The following is a 16,018-nucleotide window of genomic DNA, read 5'->3' on the forward strand; positions in this document are numbered from 1 at the left end:
GCCTCGTCCATGAGCAGCACCTCGGGGTCGACGGCGAGGCTCCGCGCCAGGCCCACCCGCTGCTGCATCCCCCCGGAGAGTTCGTCGGGGCGGCTGTCCCTGTAGGCCTCCAGGCCGACCTGCTCAAGGGCCGCCGCGGCGCGCTCCAGGCGGATTTTCCTGTCGACGCCGGCCATCTCGAGGCCGAATGCGGCATTCTCCAGCACCGTCATGTGGGGCATGAGGGCGAATGACTGGAAAACCATGCTCATCTTCTTGCGCCGCAACTGGATCAGGTCCTCGTCGGGCATGGTCGCTACGTCCTGGCCATCGAAAAAAACGTGGCCGGAGGAGGGCTTGATGAGGCGGTTGAGCATCCGCACCAGAGTCGACTTACCCGACCCGGACAGACCCATGACGACGAAGATCTCGCCCTCCTGGATCTCGAAGCCGGCGTCCTGGACCCCGACGGTCATCCCGGTGCGCTCGTGGATCTGGTCCTTGTCCAGGCCGTCGCCGAGCATCTTCAGGGCTTTTTTCGGTTGGGGTCCGAATATTTTGTACAGATTTTCGACCTTGATCTTTGTGGGCATGACGAAACCTTGCGAGATCGGGCTCGCTTGAAGAGGAAAAGGACAGTTGCGGAGGTGGGAAAGCGGAAAAGGGCGCTATCTATCGGTCGGAGGTTTTTTGGCCGGGCCCGCCGAAATCGGACCCGTTTCGAGCAGGGGAGCCGCATCGATCTGCCGGGCCTCCATCAGGTCGACGACCTTCTCCATCGCCAGGGTGATGGAAACCTGCTCCAGCTCGGGCAGTTTCACCAGCGCCTCGGAGAGGGTGTCCTGCAGAGGGGATGGGGCGTTTTCTGCCAGTTTCTTGCCGGCCTCTGTGACACAGATAAGAACCTGCCGGCGGTCCCTGGTGCTGCGCATGCGGTCGACCAGGCCCTTGTCAGCGAGGCGATCGATGATTCCCACCACGGTGCTGGGGCTGAGGTAGACAGCCTGGGCAAGCCCGGTGGTGGTCAGGGACTCGTTTTCGGCAAGGGCAAGCAGGCAAGCGAGCTGCGGACCGGTAATCTGGTGCTGTGTGGCCAGTTTGCGCGAATGGATCTCCACGGCGCGGATGATGCGTCGCAGAGATTGAAGGATGCGCAATTCGTAGCTGCCCTTGGGAACCGCGGGCGTCGCCCCAGGTTCTGAGGAGGAATAGCCAGCCGGGGTTTTGTCGTTTCGATCGGCGTTTTCGGTAGATGTGGGGGAGGCTTGGCGCTTTGGCTTTTCGGGCATCAAAGATTTCTTTCAATTAAAATGTTTCGTACACGAAATTCTTACACGAAAAGGTCCCCCCTGTCAAACCGGCCCTTCGCCTCGGGCTTCGGGCTGTCCCCTGCCCTGCCGACGTTTTTACACAAAAATTGGCCCGATAAAAAAAGAACGCCTCCGGCCCGTACTCGGACCGAAGGCGTTTTCTCTGGCGGGCGGCCATCGGCCGCGCCGCGGATCACTTCTCCGGGATGGTGATGCAGAGGCACTGGGCCTCGGCGAATACCGTCTCGCCCGAACAGATCCGGCCGTGGACCATCACCTTGCGCCCCTCGGCGGAGACGACCTCGCTCTCGACCGTCACCACCTGCTCCAGCGGCAGCAGGTTGCGGAAACTGATGTTGAGGTTGCCGACCACGATCGGGTGGCCCGCCGCCCATGCGGCCAGGCCGAGCACCTCGTCGAGGACCGCGGCCATGGCGCCGCCGTGAGAATGCCCGGGCGGACCCTCGGTCTCGGGGCCGAACCAGATGCGCGCCCGCAGCCGCTCCTGCTCGTCGCGATAGTAGCGGACCCGGTAGCGGTTCCCCTCCGGTTCTCCGGAGACGAAGCGCAGCGACGCGCCGACCAGCGCCGGCGCATCGAAGGGAACCCAGCCAGCTTCGCCGCTCAGATCGACCGGCGGACATCCGGGTCCCGATTCGTTCTTCTCTGTGGCTGCTTCCACGGACCTTCTCCTCTGATGAGTCAAAAAAAGACCGGCGCCCGGTTGCGGCACCGGTTGTCGAAACCCTCCGGGCTCTCCGCAGAGGACGACCCCCCGCGTGCGGTGAAATGCTGCCGGGCGGGCTAGGATAGCAGACTGTCCCCCCGAAGGGTACCCTCTGCAGCACACTCTGCTACGATTGGAGCGCCAGACTCTCCATTCACAAAACCCCAATACGGACGGAACTGTCCTGTCCGCCGTATTTCGGGCCGCCAGTCTGCACATTTTTTGCGCACAAAACCTTTGCCAGGCTCGAAAGATCCCGCTTTCAGGCCTTTTCGCCCTTGGCACGATTCGTGTTATCCATGAAGACAAAGGAGAACGGTCATGCTCCCCCCAACCCTGCACAACCTGACGCCCGGCGAGGTGCTCGCGATCGCGGCCAAGGCCAGAGAGCCTTTTGTCGCTGCCGCCGGGCAGATGCAGATCGACAATAACCTGGAGCAGGAGCTGGTCGACATCTACATCCCGCTGGCGGCCGCCCTGCAACGAAACGCCTGCACCCATGACGGGCCCTTGCTGGTCGGCATCAACGGGGCCCAGGGCGCCGGCAAGTCGACGCTCTGCCGACTGCTGCAGACCGTGCTCGAACAGGGGTGGGGCCGGCGGGTCGCAAGCCTCTCTATCGACGATCTCTACCTGACCCGCGCCGAGCGCCGCGGCCTGGCGAAACGGGTCCATCCCCTGCTGGCGACCCGGGGCGTCCCCGGCACCCATGATGTCGAACTCGGGCTGCGGCTCCTCGGTGCCCTGCGGCAGCTGCGGGACGGCCGGCGCCTGACGGTCCCGGTCTTCGACAAGGCGATCGACGACCGGCTGCCGAAGGATGAATGGCGCCATGTGGACGGCCCGCTCGACGTCATCCTCTTCGAAGGCTGGTGCGTCGGCGCCCTGCCTCAGCCGGAGGAGGAATTATCCCTGCCGGTCAACAGCCTCGAGCGCGAGGAGGACCCCGACCTGTCCTGGCGGCGCTACGTCAACGGCCAGCTCCGAGAGGACTACCGAAGGCTCTTCGCCGAGCTCGACGTCCTGATCATGCTGGAGGTTCCCGGGATGGAGAACGTCCTCGATTGGCGCGGCCTGCAGGAGCGGAAACTCGCCTCGGCCGCCGGGCAAAAAAAAGAGCACAAGATCATGGATGCCGCGGCGCTGCGCCGCTTCATCATGCACTACGAACGCCTGACCCGGGCGATGCTGGCCGAGATGCCGGGCCGCGCCGACATCGTCCTGAAGCTGAACGCCGGGCACCGGATCGACGGGGTGCGGATCAACGCCCCTGCCCCGAGCGGAGAGACCCGACCATGACCGACCTCCTCGTCTTCACCGACCTCGACGGCACCCTGCTCGACCATCACAGCTATTCGTACGAACCGGCCCTGCCGGCCCTGCAGCGGCTGGCCGCGGCGGCGGTTCCGGTCATCTTCAATTCGAGCAAGACGGCCGCCGAGATTGACCAGCTGCGGCGCGAGCTCGACAACCGTCACCCCTTTATCGTCGAAAACGGCAGCGCCGTCTGCAGCCCCGCCGGGTATTTTATCCCCGACGCGCTCCCCGGGGCGCACGCCGGCCAGGCCTGCGCGGTTCGCACCTTCGGTCCGGGCTACCCCGACATCCTCGGCCGGCTGCATCGGATCCGCGAGGGCGCCGGCTGCCGTTTCAGGGGCTTTTCCGATATGACCCGCGATGAACTGGCCACGGTGACCGGCCTCGACCCGGCCGCCGCCGCCCGCGCCCAGCAGCGCCACGCCTCGGAACCTCTGCTCTGGGAGGATACCGATGCGGCCCTCGAACAATTTCGCCGGGATCTGCGGAAGAGCGAACTGAGCCTGGTCAGGGGGGGCCGCTTCTTTCACGTCATGGGAGAGGTCGACAAGGCCGACGCCCTGCGCTGGTTGACGAACCGCTACCGGCAAACCTGGCCGAATCGGCGCTGGCAAACCGTCGCCCTCGGCGACAGCCCGAACGACCGGGCCATGCTCGAAGCCGCCGATCTCGCCGTGACCATCCCCCCTGCGGAGGGCCGTCCGCTGCAACTTGCCCGGAACACGCACGTTATCTGCCCCGCGGACCCCGGCCCGAGAGGCTGGCAAGACGCCATGACCCGCATTCTGAACCGAGAGACCGACAAAGGAGCCTGACCATGGGGAATTTTTACCAGAACGGCGTCATCACCACGCTGCACAACCTGACCCGACGTCCGCTGGCGGAACTCGAGGAGGAGCTGGTCCGCTTTGCCAAGCGCCGCCCGATGTCGCTGGTGCTGCCGTCGCTCTTTTCCGAACTGGAAGGGCCGGCCCTCGGCCCGATCCTCGACGAACTGACGAAGGTCCCCTACCTGGGCGAGATCGTCATCGGCCTCGACCGTGCCGACGAGGCGCAGTTCCGCTACGCCAGGGGGTATTTCGACCGGCTGCCGCAGCACCACCGGATTCTCTGGAACGACGGCCCCCGGCTGCGGGCCATCGACCGGATGTTGGCCGACAAGGGGCTGGCCCCCACGGAGATGGGCAAGGGCCGCAACGTCTGGTACTGCTACGGCTACATCCTCGCCTCGGGGCGGGCCAAGGCGATCGCCCTGCACGACTGCGACATCGTCACCTACTCCCGGGAACTCCTCGCCCGGCTGATCTACCCCGTCGCCAACCCCAACTTCAACTACCAGTTCTGCAAGGGGTACTACTCGCGGATCGCAGACGGCAAGCTCAACGGCCGGGCCTGCCGCCTGCTGGTGACGCCCCTGCTGAAGTCGCTGCAGAAGATCTTCGGCCACAACGAGTACCTCGAGTACATGGACAGCTTCCGCTACGCCCTCGCCGGCGAATTCTCGATGCGGGTGGACGTCCTCAACGACCTGCGCATCCCGAGCGACTGGGGCCTGGAGATCGGCGTCATCTCCGAGATGTACCGAAACTACGCCACCAACCGCATCTGCCAGGTCGACATCGCCGACACCTACGACCACAAGCACCAGGACCTCTCCGCCGACGACCCCCAGGGGGGCCTGTCGCGCATGAGCACCGACATCGTCAAGGCCGTCGTCCGCAAGCTCGCCACCCAGGGGCAGATCTTCTCCCTGGAGCGCTTCCGCAGCCTCAAGGCGACCTACTACCGGACCGCCCTCGACTTTATCGAGGCGTACTACAACGACGCCCTCATCAACGGCCTGACCCTCGATCGCCACAAGGAAGAGAAATCGGTGGAGCTCTTCGCCGAGAACATCATGCGAGCCGGCGAGATCTTCCTCTCCAACCCCATGGAGACCCCCTTCATGCCGAGCTGGAACCGGGTGGTCAGTGCCATTCCCGACATTTTCGAAAAACTCTACGAGGCCGTCGAAGCGGACAACCGCGAATTCCAGGGCCGGAGCTGACACGGACCGATGGAAAAGAGATCGATCGAGACATTCATCCAGGCCGCGGCGCCCAGGCTTCAGCGCCTCTACGGCGCCAACCAGGCCCCGCTGCTCCTCGATGAAATCACCTCGCTGCTGCAAAGCCACCGCGCGGCAGGATCGGCTGCCCGATGCGAACGCTGGGACCAGGAGGATGTGATCCTGATCTCCTACGGCGACAGCATTCGCACCGGCGGCGAAGCGCCGCTGCGGACGTTGGGGCGGTTTCTCCGCGAACACCTCGAAGGGTTGATCAGCACGGTCCATATCCTGCCCTTCTTCCCGTTCAGTTCCGATGACGGCTTCTCGGTGATCGACTACGCCGCCGTCGACCCGGAGCTGGGAGACTGGAAGGATATCGCCGCGATCAGGCAGGATTTCGACCTGATGATCGACCTGGTGATCAACCACGTCTCGCGCGAAAGCCTGTGGTTCATCGATTTCATCAACAACCGGCCGCCGGCCTGCTATTACTTCATCGAGATGGACCCCCAGGTCGACCTCAGCGATGTCGTCCGGCCCCGCCAGAACAAGGTGCTGACCCCGGTCCACACCCATCGCGGCCTGAAGCACGTCTGGTCGACCTTCAGCGAAGACCAGATCGACCTGAATTTCGCCAACCCCAACGTCCTGCTCTAATTCGTCCGCATCCTGCTCCTCTACCTGCGCCGGGGCGGCCGATTCATCAGGCTCGACGCCATCGCCTACCTCTGGAAGAAGCTCGGCACCTCCTGCATCAACCTCGAACATACCCACGAGATCGTCAAATTGCTGCGGGAAGTGATGGACGCAGCGGCCCCCGACGCGGTTCTGCTCACCGAGACCAACCTGCCCCACGCCCAGAACCATAGCTACTACGGCGACGGCGACGAAGCGCACATGGTCTACCAGTTCAGCCTCGCCCCCCTGCTGCTGCACGCCCTGCACCGCGGCACCAGCCGTTATCTCAACGAGTGGGCCCGAAACCGCTGCACCGCTCCGGAGGGCTGCACCTTCCTCAACTTCACCGCCTCGCACGACGGCATCGGCCTGCGCCCGGCCGAAGGCCTGATCCCCCAGTCGGAGATCGAGGCGCTGATCGAGTCGATGCACGGCTTCGGCGGCTACGTCAGCATGAAGAGCAATCCCGACGGCAGCAACAGCCCCTACGAGATCAACATCTCCTATTTCGACGCCCTGCAGGGGACGGCGGGCGGCCGGGACCAGTGGCAGGTCCCCCGGTTCCTGGCCTCGCAAACGGTCATGCTGGCCATCAAGGGGATCCCGGCCCTCTACGTCCAGAGCCTGATCGCCTCGCCCAACGATCTGGAAGGGGTCGAAAAGACCGGCCGGACCCGGTCCATCAACCGCCGCAAATGGGACTATGGCCAGCTCTCCGGGTTGATCCGGAACCCTTACACCCCGAACAACCTGGTTTTCCATGAACTGCGCCGGCTGCTCGCGATCCGTCGGCAGCAGCCGGCCTTTCACCCCGACGCAGGCCAGGAGATCCTCGCCCTCGGTGACGCGTTCTTCGGCGTTCGGCGACTTTCGGCTTCGTCGGAACAGGAGATCCTCGCCATCAGCAATCTGACCGAATGGCCGCAGCGCCTCTGCCTGCAGCCGCAAACCGGCCTGTCACTGACGGATCGCAGCTTTGACCTGATCGGCAACGGACCGGTCACAATGGTCAATGAAGCGACGATCCTGCAGCCTTACCAGACCCTTTGGTTGGCAGAAAAACAGCCCGCGAAGAAGGTCGCGAAACCATAACCCGAACGCCTTTTAGGGCATCAATGAGTAAGGTGTCCCCCGAAAGTCCGAAATTATGAGGACGGGCAAGAGTTATCGATCCAAGGCCTTCACCTGTGACCCCTGAGGCCCAAAAGATAAGAGCGACCCCCGGGGAGGTCGCTCTTGTGTGGATACTGGCCGGGATGACCGGATTCGAACCAGCCCCCCAATGTGCCGGAGCCCTGGGGACTACTCCACCTTCAGGGTCGTGTAGAAGAGTCCCTTGCCGCGCTGCACGAGCAGGCGCAGCACCTCGTCCTTCTTGACCTTTCCGGCGACGGCCCGGAAGCCGGCCACGTTTTTGACCTCCTTGCCGTTGATCTCGAGAATCAGGTCCCCCGGCCGCAGGTTGGAGCGGGAAGCCGCCCCGGAAGGGTCGATGGCCGTGACCAGGACCCCCTCGGTCCCCACCAGGTCGTAGCGCCGCGCCACCTCCGGGGAGATGTCGGCCACGGAGAGACCGAGTTCCCCGCCCGTCTCGCCGGCCGCCTCGGCCTGCCCCTCTTCCCGGAGCCTGCCGACCTTGACCGAGAGTTTTTTGGTCTTGCCGTTGCGGAAGACCTTGACCTCGACGGCCTTGTCGACGGGCGTGGCAGCCACCAGGCGCGGCAGATCCCGAAGCTCGTCGATCTTCTCACCGCCGAAAGCCGTAATGATGTCGCCCCTCTTGATGCCGGCCTTCTCGGCGGGCGATTCGGGCGTCACCTCGGAGACGAGGGCCCCTTTGGGCTCCTCCAGGCCGAAGGACTCGGCCAGCTCCTCGGAAACCTGCTGGACGGAGACCCCCAGCCAGCCGCGGGTGACGTGCCCCGTCTCCCGGAGCTGGTCGGCGATCTCCTTGGCGGCGTTGACCGGAATGGCGAACCCGATCCCCTGGCCCCCGGCGATGATGGCGGTGTTGATCCCCACCACCTCCCCCCGGGCGTTGAACAGGGGGCCCCCCGAGTTGCCGGGGTTGATGGAGGCGTCGGTCTGGATAAAGTCGTCGTAGGGACCGGCGCCGATGACCCGGCCCTTGGCCGAAACGATGCCGACGGTCACGGTCTGCTCCAGGCCGAAGGGGTTGCCGATGGCCATGACCCACTCGCCGACCCGCACCTTTTCGCTGTCGCCCAGCTCCGCCACGGGCAGGTTCTCACCGGTGTCGATCTTGAGCAGGGCGAGGTCGAGCTTGGGGTCTGTCCCCTTGACGGTGGCTGAGAAGGTGCGCCCGTCGGCCAGCTTGACCTTGATCTCGTCGGCGCCGTTGACCACGTGGTCGTTGGTCAGGATGAAACCGTCCTTGGAGATGATAAAGCCCGACCCCAGGGAGCGTTCCTTGCGGGGGGAATGGGGCTGGCCGCCGAAGAAGCGCTCGAAAAACTCGTCGAAGAAATCGTCCCGGGTCGAAGGCAGGCCGGGCCTCAGGGAAGGCCGGGGCTTGACGGTCTTGGCGGTGCTGATATTGACCACCGCCGGCTTGAGTTCCTGGGAGAGAACGGCGAAATCGGGAGTCGTGACTGCGGGCAGGGAGCACGGCCAGGCAAGGGCGAGCAGCAGCACGATCAGGGGGACAAAGGGCAGGTTCTTTTTCGACATGGACTCCTCCTCTGCTGGTTTTCAGACAGGGGAGGCGGACCGCCCGGCTCCCCCCGTCGGCCGGGCTCCGGGAAGGCGCCTCCACGGGCAGCGGGGAGCACCCCGGCCCGGGGGCTCTGCAGGGAGCCGCGGCCTCGGCAGGAGTCTATTTAATCACTGCCGGGGCGGTTGTCAATATCGGGGAAAGTGGAACAGGCGGCGGAAAGGGAGGTCAGGCGTGGGCGGGCGGACCCGCCAGGGGCAGGCGCACGGTGAAGACCGTCCCCTGGCCCGGGGTCGAGCGAACGGAAATCCCGCCCCCGTGGGCCTCGGCGATGGACTTGCCGATCGCCAGCCCCAGCCCCGTCCCCCCGACTTCGCGGTTGCGGGCCTCGTCCACCCGGTAGAAACGGTCGAAGATGTGGGGCAGGTGCCCGGCCTCTATGCCGATGCCGTTGTCGGCGACCGTCACCAGGGCCTGTCCTTCCCGGAGGGTCAGTCCGACCTCGACCCTGCCCCCACCCGGGGTGTATTTGATGCCGTTGGTGATGAGGTTGAGAAAGAGCCGCTGCAGCTGGGGCTGGTCCCCCCGCATGAGGATCTCGCGGGTCACCTCCATGTCGAGGATGACGTCGATGCCCCCGTCCTCCCCCAGGGTCTTGCCCTGCAGGTAGAGGTCCTGCAGAAGGTCGCTGAGGCTGAACTCGGAGATCTTCAGTGGCCGCTCCCCCGCCTCGCTCTTGGCCAGGGTCAGGAGATTTTCGATGATCCGCTCCATGCGGTCGATCTCCTCCAGGTTGGACTGGAGCATCTTGCGGAACTCGTCGGGGGTCTTGGCCCAACGCTGGGCCACCTCGGTCTCCCCTTTGAGAATGGTCAGGGGGGTGCGCAACTCGTGGGAGGCGTCCCCGGAAAACTGCTTGATCTTGCTGAAGGAGGTCTCAAGGCGGGCGAGCATGGAATTGAAGGTCTCGGTCAGGTGCCCCATCTCGTCCTCGGCCTTTATCACCGGAAGACGCTGGGACAGATTGTCGGCCGTGATCTTGCGAACCTCGCGGGTAATGTGCATGACCGGGGCGAGCGCCCTGCCGGCGAGAAACCACCCCCCGACCAGGACGATCAGCAGGGCCAGCGGGCTGAAGGTCATGAGCATTAGACGCAAATCGTGCAGCGACTCCTCCGCCAGAGCCATGCTCGCCCCGACCTGGACCAGCACGAGACTTCCCCCGGGGACGCCGAGAGGGCGAGTCAGGATACGGATGGGAAAAGACTTCAGGTCTCTGCGGGTTTCGAAGAAAGAGTCTCCCCGGCGAGCGCTCTTAAGGGCCTGTTCGGAAAGAGGGAGGGAGAGTTTTCTAAGGTTGCTGGAGAAGCAGGCGAGTTCGCCCTGCTCGCTGATCACCTGCACGTACTCCATCCAGCCCCTGTCGCGCAGGAAGCCTTCCAGCGACTCGCAGTACCCGTCCGCCTGCCGCGGCAGCGCGGGCTGGCCCTCTTGGCTTTTCAGCCGAAAGGCGGCAACCTCCTCGGAGATCAGGGTCAGCCGGTGATCGGTGCGCCTGACCTGGTCACGGGTGAGGTTGAGGTGCCAGAAAAAACCACTGGCCGCCAGGATGACGGCCAGGGTCAGGACATACCAGAGGGTAAGCCGGAATCGGATGGTCCGGTAGAACAAGCTAATCCTCCTGGAGGACGTAACCGACTCCCCGGACCGTATGGATGAGTTTCTTGTCGTAGTCGCGATCGACCTTCTTGCGCAGGTAATTCACATAGACGTCGATGATGTTGGTGAAGGAGTCGAAGGTATAATCCCAGACATGCTCGGCGATCTGAGTCCGGGTAAGGACCTGGTTGGGGTTGCGCATGAAGTACTCCAACAGCCCGTATTCCTTGGCGGTCAGTTCGATCTCCTTCTCCGAACGCCAGACGCGGTGGGAAACAGGGTCGAGGCGAAGATCGGCGAAGGTGAGTTCGGCGCCCCGTTCCTGGGCGCCGCGGCGGATGAGGGCCCGGAGACGCGCCAGCAGTTCGGCGAAAGCGAAGGGCTTGGTGAGGTAGTCATCGCTGCCCGAATCGAGCCCGGAGACGATGTCCTCCACGGTGTCCTTGGCGGTGAGGCAGAGGACGGGGGTGCGCACATCCTTCTCCCTGAGGGCCTTGATGACCGCCAACCCGTCCATTTTGGGCAGCATGACATCCATGATGATGACATCGTAGAAATTCTGCCCTCCAAGGCTCAACCCCTCTTCGCCATCCTGTGCGACGTCCACGGTGAAGGATTCTTCCTCCAGACCCCGCTTGATGAAATTAGCAACCTTTTTCTCGTCTTCAACCACCAGAACGCGCATTTTCATTCTCCTTTATCCTGTTCATGCAAGGGGAATTCTCGCCCCGGCCGGGCCGGGACCATCTATTTCAATTTAAGCTTGACCAGGACCTCGTTAGCGGTCTCCTCCACGGCCTTTCCCGTGACGTTCACCATGACCCAGGTATGACGCCTGAAAAAACCGCGGGCAAACCGGAGCTCTTCCTCGATTTCATCGTAGTCGGCATAGGCCGCCCGGGGGTCCTGGCCCAGGTTTCGCAGCCGCGCCGCCCTCAGCTCCACGAGGCGCTGGGGGTCGATGACCAGGCAGGCGACCCGCTTCGGGTCAACCTGGAAAAGCTCGGCCGGCGGCTCGATGCCCTTGACAAGGGGGACATTGGCCACCTTCCACCCCCGATGGGCCAGATAGACCGAAAGGGGGGTTTTGCTGGTTCGGGAGACGCCGACCAGGACGATGTCGGCCTGGTGCAACTGGCGGGTCTCCTGGCCGTCGTCGTGCTTGACGGTGAACTCCACGGCGTCGATGCGCCGGAAATACTCTTCGTCCACGCCGTGCAGCAGCCCCGGAGCCTCCTTCGGGGAGCGCCCGAAAAACTCGGAGAGCTTCATCAACAGCGGGGTGATCAGATCAATGCTGGGCAGCCCCAGGGAGGCACATTCGTCGTGGGTGAGCTGCGCCAGTTCGCGGTTGACGATGGTGTAGACCACAAGGCCCCTGTCCCGCAGTACCTCATCGAGAGCCTCGTAGACCTGGTTCTTGTTCAAGACATGGCTGATCCGCTTGAGCCGGACCTGCTTCCCCCGGAACTGGGTCAGGGCCGCCATGACCATCTTTTCGGCCGTCTCCCCCGTGGCGTCAGAAAGGAGGAAAACGGGCTGGGAAGCGGGCATAACCACTCCTCATGAAAATCTTGCTAGGATTGTATCAGGTCCGGTTTAATGTGCAAGTCGATAAAGGTCGCCGGCCAGGAAAAGAGAGAAAAGCGAACCCCATATCGCATTTCCGTGCCGCTTATTGTATACCCTCATTAACCCTATGGATTAATTAAACTCCATGAGGTCCGCGCTTGTCAAGGTTTTTATTGCTTTTGCCCCGGGCCTTTGCTAAACAGAACGGATGAGTCGTAACTGGGCGGAAATGCGCATACAAGTCCCCGCAGCGGGAGTCGATCTGGTCTGCCACGAACTGGCGGAGCTCGGGTGCGACGGGGTCTGCGTCGAGGAGCGGAAGCTGGACACCTTCGTCGCCCCCGACCCCGACGAAATGCCGGCTGGAGACTTGGTCATCAAGGCCTACTTCCCCGAGGGAGAGGGCCTCGAACCCCTGCGTCGCCAGGTCCTGGACCGGCTGACCTGGCTGGCGAACCTCGTCCCCGGCCTGACCCCCGCCCTGCCGGAGGTCTCCCGGGTGGCCCAGGAGGACTGGGCGGAGGGCTGGAAGCAGCATTTCAGCGCGGTCCGCATCGGCCGCCGCCTGGTCGTCAAACCGAGCTGGGAGGCCTTCTCCCCCGCCCCCGGAGACGTGGTGGTCACCCTCGACCCCGGCATGGCCTTCGGGACCGGAACCCACGGAACCACGCGCCTCTGCCTGGAGGCCCTGGACCGCCTGTTCGACGGGGCCCCTGCGCCGCAGCGGATCCTCGACGTCGGCACCGGGTCGGGCATCCTGGCCATCGCCGCCGCGGCCCTGGGAGCCGGGCGGGTCCTGGCCTGCGACATCGAGGAGGCGGCCGTGCAATGCGCCCGGGAAAACGCCCTGCGCAACCGGGTCGAGGACCGGGTGGAGGTCACCGGAGAGCCGCTCGAGGCTCTGGAGGGGAGCTTTCACGCCGTGATCGCCAACATCCTGGCCGAGGAGAACATCCGCCTCGCTCCGGAGTTGATTCGCCGCCTCGCGCCCGGGGGCACCCTGATCCTGTCCGGCATCCTGGTGGAGAAAGAGCCGGAGGTCATCGAAGCGTTTTCCCGCTACGGCCTGAGCGGCCCGGAAGTCCATCGGCAGCAGGAGTGGTCCTGCATCCTGTACCGCCAAGAGGGTTGAATGCGACGCTTTTTCGTCCCGGAACAGACCCTGTGCGGCAGCGAGGTGCCGCTATTTGGCGAAACCCTTCACCACCTGGGCACGGTTCTTCGGCTGCCCGAGGGCGAAGAAGTCCTCCTGCTCGACGGGGCCGGCACCGTGTGCCGCTGCCGCATCGAAGCCCTCGCCAAAGCCGAGGGCAAAGCCCGGGTCCTGGAGCGCTGGCAGGAGACCGAAACCGCCTTTCCGGTCCACCTTTACCAGGCCCTGCCCAAGGGCGAGCGGATGGAACTGGTGCTGCAGAAGGGAACCGAACTCGGCATCAGGGCCTTCACCCCTCTGCTGGCCGGCCGCACAATACCGCGGCTTCCGGCGGCCCGGGCGGAAAAGCGCCGACAGCGCTGGGAGCGCATCGTCCGTGAGGCGGCCCGCCAGTGCCGGCGGCCCTGTCTGCCCCGCCTCGACGCGCCCCGAACGATGACGGAGGCGTTGCCGGAATGCGACCAGGAGCTGCGCCTCATGCTCTGGGAGCAGGGAAGCCGCCCCCTGAACGAGGTCCTCCCCCCCGCCCCGCCCCGAAGCGCCGCAATCCTCGTGGGCCCGGAGGGCGGGTTCGGCGCCGACGAGGCGGGACAGGCCCGCGAGGCGGGCTTTCTCCCGGTCCGCATCGGCCCCCGCATCCTGCGCACCGAAACCGCGGGTTTCGCGGTGGCAGCCATCTTGCAATACCTGTATGGAGACTTGGGCGCCGGTCCCGGTGGACCCGCTCCCCTGAAGGAGGCCCTATGAAATGCCCCAAGTGCGGCTACCACAGTTTCGACTACCTGAACAGCTGCAAGAAGTGCAACGGCGACCTGGTCACGTTCAAGGCCAAATACAGCCTGGCCACCCTGGCCCCTCCCCCCAAGGAGGCCCCGCCCGAACCTGAACCCACCGAACCTGAACCCGCCGAAGCCGAGCCGGTCGAACCGGAACCCGCCGAACCGCTAGGCGCCCCGTCGGAAACCGATGCGGCCGATTTCGGTTTCGATTTTCAGAACGAATCCGACGGGGAAGATCCCTCGGGCACAGCATTCGTCGACGACCTGCTCGGCACCCAGGACGACTCCCCTCCGGAGGCGGGGGAGCAAGAGGGAGAGACCACCCGACCCGAAGAAGAGGACTCCCCGTTCGCGCCGGGAGACGACCCGGGAGAACAGGAAGAGCCGCTTCCCGACCTCGACTGGCAGGAGGAGACCGAGCCCGCCCCGGCATCCCCGGCAGAGGAAGAGACGGGCGCCACACTGGCGGGCGAGCCGGACGACCTCCTCGACCTGAGTTGGGCGGAGCCGCCCCCGGAGGAAGAAGCCGCTTTTGTGGAGACCGCTGCGCCGGAGGCCGAAGAGGACATCTTCGATTTTTCTATCGAGGAGGACCTGCCCGAAGGGGATCTCTCGGATTCCGGGTCGGAGCCCGCCAAGAAACGAGAGCCGGAGGAGGGCCCCTCCGACCCTTTTGACTGGGAGGGGGCCCCCAACCGGGAAGGGACCCCCTCGGAACCAAGCGCCCCCATGGAGGCAGGCTCAGAGCCCGAATCCACGCAGGCCCCGGCGGCCGAAGCCGAAGAGGTCGAACCGCTCCCCCCCGCCCAGGACGAGCCCGGGGCGACGAAGACGGAGCCCGGGGAGGCCACGGCCCAGCCCCTGACCCTCGCGAAGGACGACCTCGAGCTTCTCATCGACTTCGAAAACGACCTGCCGCCCCTCTCCGGGGGGGAAGGCCCGACCGAGCCCAGCCCCACCGGTCTCGAACACCTCGCAGGAGGGGCCTTCTCCGCAATGGACGAGCCGATCGCCCCTTTCCCAATCGAAGCGAGTCCGGCCTTTTCACCCCCCCCGGAGGACCCTGTAGACGGCGACGTTTTCGACTTCGAGCCCTTCGAAGTCGAAAACGTCGCCACGCAGCCCGAACCGGCCGATGAGTCGATCGACGGCACCGGCCCTCTCGCCCCTTCGGCCGCGCCGGGAACGCCCCTCGCCCCGGCCGCCGTGGCAGAGTTCGAAGAGAGCATCCCCGGGGATGACGATTCGCTCCCGAAGCAGGCCGAAGAGGAGCCTCCCGCGAGCGAGGCGGAGGACCTCCAAGAGGTCGCGGTCGCCCCGCCCGAAGCGGACCCGGCATTCTCTCCGCCGGCCGAAGATCCGGCAGACGACACCTTCGACTTCGAGCCCTTCGAAGTCGAACCCCGCGCCCCGGAGGATGCACCGCCTGCCCCGCGGCCCGGCCCGACCGACGAGCCCTCCGGCGATGCCGCTCCCCCCGACCCTGAAGAGGCCGAAGAAAACCTGCTCGGGGCTGACGATCTGGTTGCGGAAGAGGAGCGGGACGGGTCCTTCGCCCCCCCCTGCGAAGCGCCCTCCCTTGAGACGATGAGCCCCGTCGCCCCGGGAGCGCTCCTGCCGGGCCGGCTTGTCGCCGGAGCGTTGGACCTGGCGATTCTCGCGGTAATTTTCTGCCTGTTCCTGGCCGCCGGACAGGGGCTGCTCCTTCCGGAGCAGGGGGCGCTCCAATTGCCGTCTGCTCCGGCCCTTCTGGAACTTTCCGTCCCCTACTTCCTGCTCCTGTTCGCGGTCAGCTTCGGCTACTTCACCCTTTTCCACTTCCTGACCGGGCAGACCATCGGCAAAATGCTGCTCAAACTCCGGGTCGAGGGCGCCGACGGCGAGCCCCTCCTCTTCTCGCAGGCGTTCCTGCGCAGCGCCGGCGGCCTGCTCTCATTGCTGCCGGCGGGGTGCGGCTACCTGGCCGTGATTTTCGACGGGGAGGGACGGGGCTGGAACGACCGTCTGGCGGGAAGCAGGGTGCGCAAAGTCGCCCCTGCGCCTGAAAATACGGAGTAGATACTGCCCTGGAACGGGCGGGGAGCTTCGCCCCTGTCACCCCAGGCGAAGCTTGAGAAAAC

14 protein-coding genes and 1 pseudogene are annotated in these 16,018 nt (G+C 65.0%); 8 read left to right on the forward strand and 7 right to left on the reverse strand.

Annotated elements, in window-relative coordinates; translation table 11 throughout:
- From C0617_RS03980 to C0617_RS03990, 3 genes and pseudogenes are all read right to left on the reverse strand, one after another.
- Positions 1-572 (reverse strand): annotated as a pseudogene (locus C0617_RS03980) (ATP-binding cassette domain-containing protein); the annotation flags it as partial.
- Between the two features lie 75 nt (positions 573-647).
- The gene (locus C0617_RS03985; RefSeq protein WP_291315723.1) at positions 648-1,268 is read right to left on the reverse strand and encodes a MarR family transcriptional regulator; all 621 of its coding nucleotides are present in this window, start codon (positions 1,266-1,268) and stop codon (positions 648-650) included.
- A 214-nt stretch (positions 1,269-1,482) separates the two neighbouring features.
- A complete protein-coding gene (locus tag C0617_RS03990) occupies positions 1,483-1,971 on the reverse strand; it encodes a PaaI family thioesterase (protein ID WP_291315724.1) in 489 nt (162 codons plus the stop codon).
- A gap of 366 nt (positions 1,972-2,337) precedes the next feature.
- Between C0617_RS03990 and C0617_RS03995 the strand changes: the two genes are divergently transcribed.
- The 5 genes from C0617_RS03995 (at position 2,338) to C0617_RS04015 (ending at position 7,153) form a co-directional block, all read left to right on the forward strand.
- Positions 2,338-3,315: a hypothetical protein gene (locus C0617_RS03995; protein ID WP_291315725.1), complete on the forward strand. Its 978-nt coding sequence runs from the start codon at positions 2,338-2,340 to the stop codon at positions 3,313-3,315.
- Positions 3,312-4,148 carry an HAD-IIB family hydrolase gene (locus C0617_RS04000; RefSeq protein ID WP_291315726.1) on the forward strand — a complete coding sequence of 279 codons (837 nt, stop codon included), beginning with the start codon at positions 3,312-3,314 and terminating at the stop codon, positions 4,146-4,148. The genes C0617_RS03995 and C0617_RS04000 overlap by 4 nt, the downstream gene beginning before the upstream one ends.
- 2 nt (positions 4,149-4,150) lie before the next feature.
- A complete protein-coding gene (locus tag C0617_RS04005; protein ID WP_291315727.1) occupies positions 4,151-5,380 on the forward strand; it encodes a hypothetical protein in 1,230 nt (409 codons plus the stop codon).
- A 9-nt stretch (positions 5,381-5,389) separates the two neighbouring features.
- Complete coding sequence (locus C0617_RS04010) at positions 5,390-6,040, forward strand: alpha-amylase family glycosyl hydrolase (protein ID WP_291315728.1); 651 nt, start codon at positions 5,390-5,392, stop codon at positions 6,038-6,040.
- A 129-nt stretch (positions 6,041-6,169) separates the two neighbouring features.
- On the forward strand, positions 6,170-7,153 hold the full coding sequence (locus C0617_RS04015; RefSeq protein ID WP_291315729.1) for a hypothetical protein: 984 nt from the start codon (positions 6,170-6,172) through the stop codon (positions 7,151-7,153).
- A 210-nt stretch (positions 7,154-7,363) separates the two neighbouring features.
- Here the strand turns inward: C0617_RS04015 and C0617_RS04020 are convergent, their stop codons facing one another.
- From C0617_RS04020 to C0617_RS04035, 4 genes are all read right to left on the reverse strand, one after another.
- Positions 7,364-8,752: a DegQ family serine endoprotease gene (locus C0617_RS04020; protein WP_291315730.1), complete on the reverse strand. Its 1,389-nt coding sequence runs from the start codon at positions 8,750-8,752 to the stop codon at positions 7,364-7,366.
- Between the two features lie 211 nt (positions 8,753-8,963).
- A complete protein-coding gene (locus C0617_RS04025; RefSeq protein ID WP_291315731.1) occupies positions 8,964-10,406 on the reverse strand; it encodes an ATP-binding protein in 1,443 nt (480 codons plus the stop codon).
- Between the two features lies 1 nt (position 10,407).
- A complete protein-coding gene (locus C0617_RS04030) occupies positions 10,408-11,079 on the reverse strand; it encodes a response regulator transcription factor (RefSeq protein WP_291315805.1) in 672 nt (223 codons plus the stop codon).
- A 62-nt stretch (positions 11,080-11,141) separates the two neighbouring features.
- The gene (locus C0617_RS04035) at positions 11,142-11,948 is read right to left on the reverse strand and encodes a pyruvate, water dikinase regulatory protein (protein WP_291315732.1); all 807 of its coding nucleotides are present in this window, start codon (positions 11,946-11,948) and stop codon (positions 11,142-11,144) included.
- Positions 11,949-12,174: 226 nt separating this feature from the next.
- Between C0617_RS04035 and prmA the strand changes: the two genes are divergently transcribed.
- The 3 genes from prmA to C0617_RS04050 are packed head-to-tail and all read left to right on the forward strand — an operon-like array spanning position 12,175 to position 15,956.
- A complete protein-coding gene (gene prmA, locus C0617_RS04040; RefSeq protein ID WP_298036203.1) occupies positions 12,175-13,098 on the forward strand; it encodes a 50S ribosomal protein L11 methyltransferase in 924 nt (307 codons plus the stop codon).
- Positions 13,099-13,866, forward strand: a complete 768-nt coding sequence (locus tag C0617_RS04045) for a 16S rRNA (uracil(1498)-N(3))-methyltransferase (protein ID WP_291315734.1) — start codon at positions 13,099-13,101, stop codon at positions 13,864-13,866.
- Positions 13,863-15,956, forward strand: coding sequence for an RDD family protein (locus tag C0617_RS04050; protein WP_291315735.1), 2,094 nt, complete (start codon positions 13,863-13,865; stop codon positions 15,954-15,956). The genes C0617_RS04045 and C0617_RS04050 overlap by 4 nt, the downstream gene beginning before the upstream one ends.
- Positions 15,957-16,018: the final 62 nt, after the last annotated feature.

The sequence above is a fragment of the Desulfuromonas sp. genome (assembly GCF_002868845.1).
In the GTDB taxonomy this organism is placed as follows: domain Bacteria; phylum Desulfobacterota; class Desulfuromonadia; order Desulfuromonadales; family BM501; genus BM501.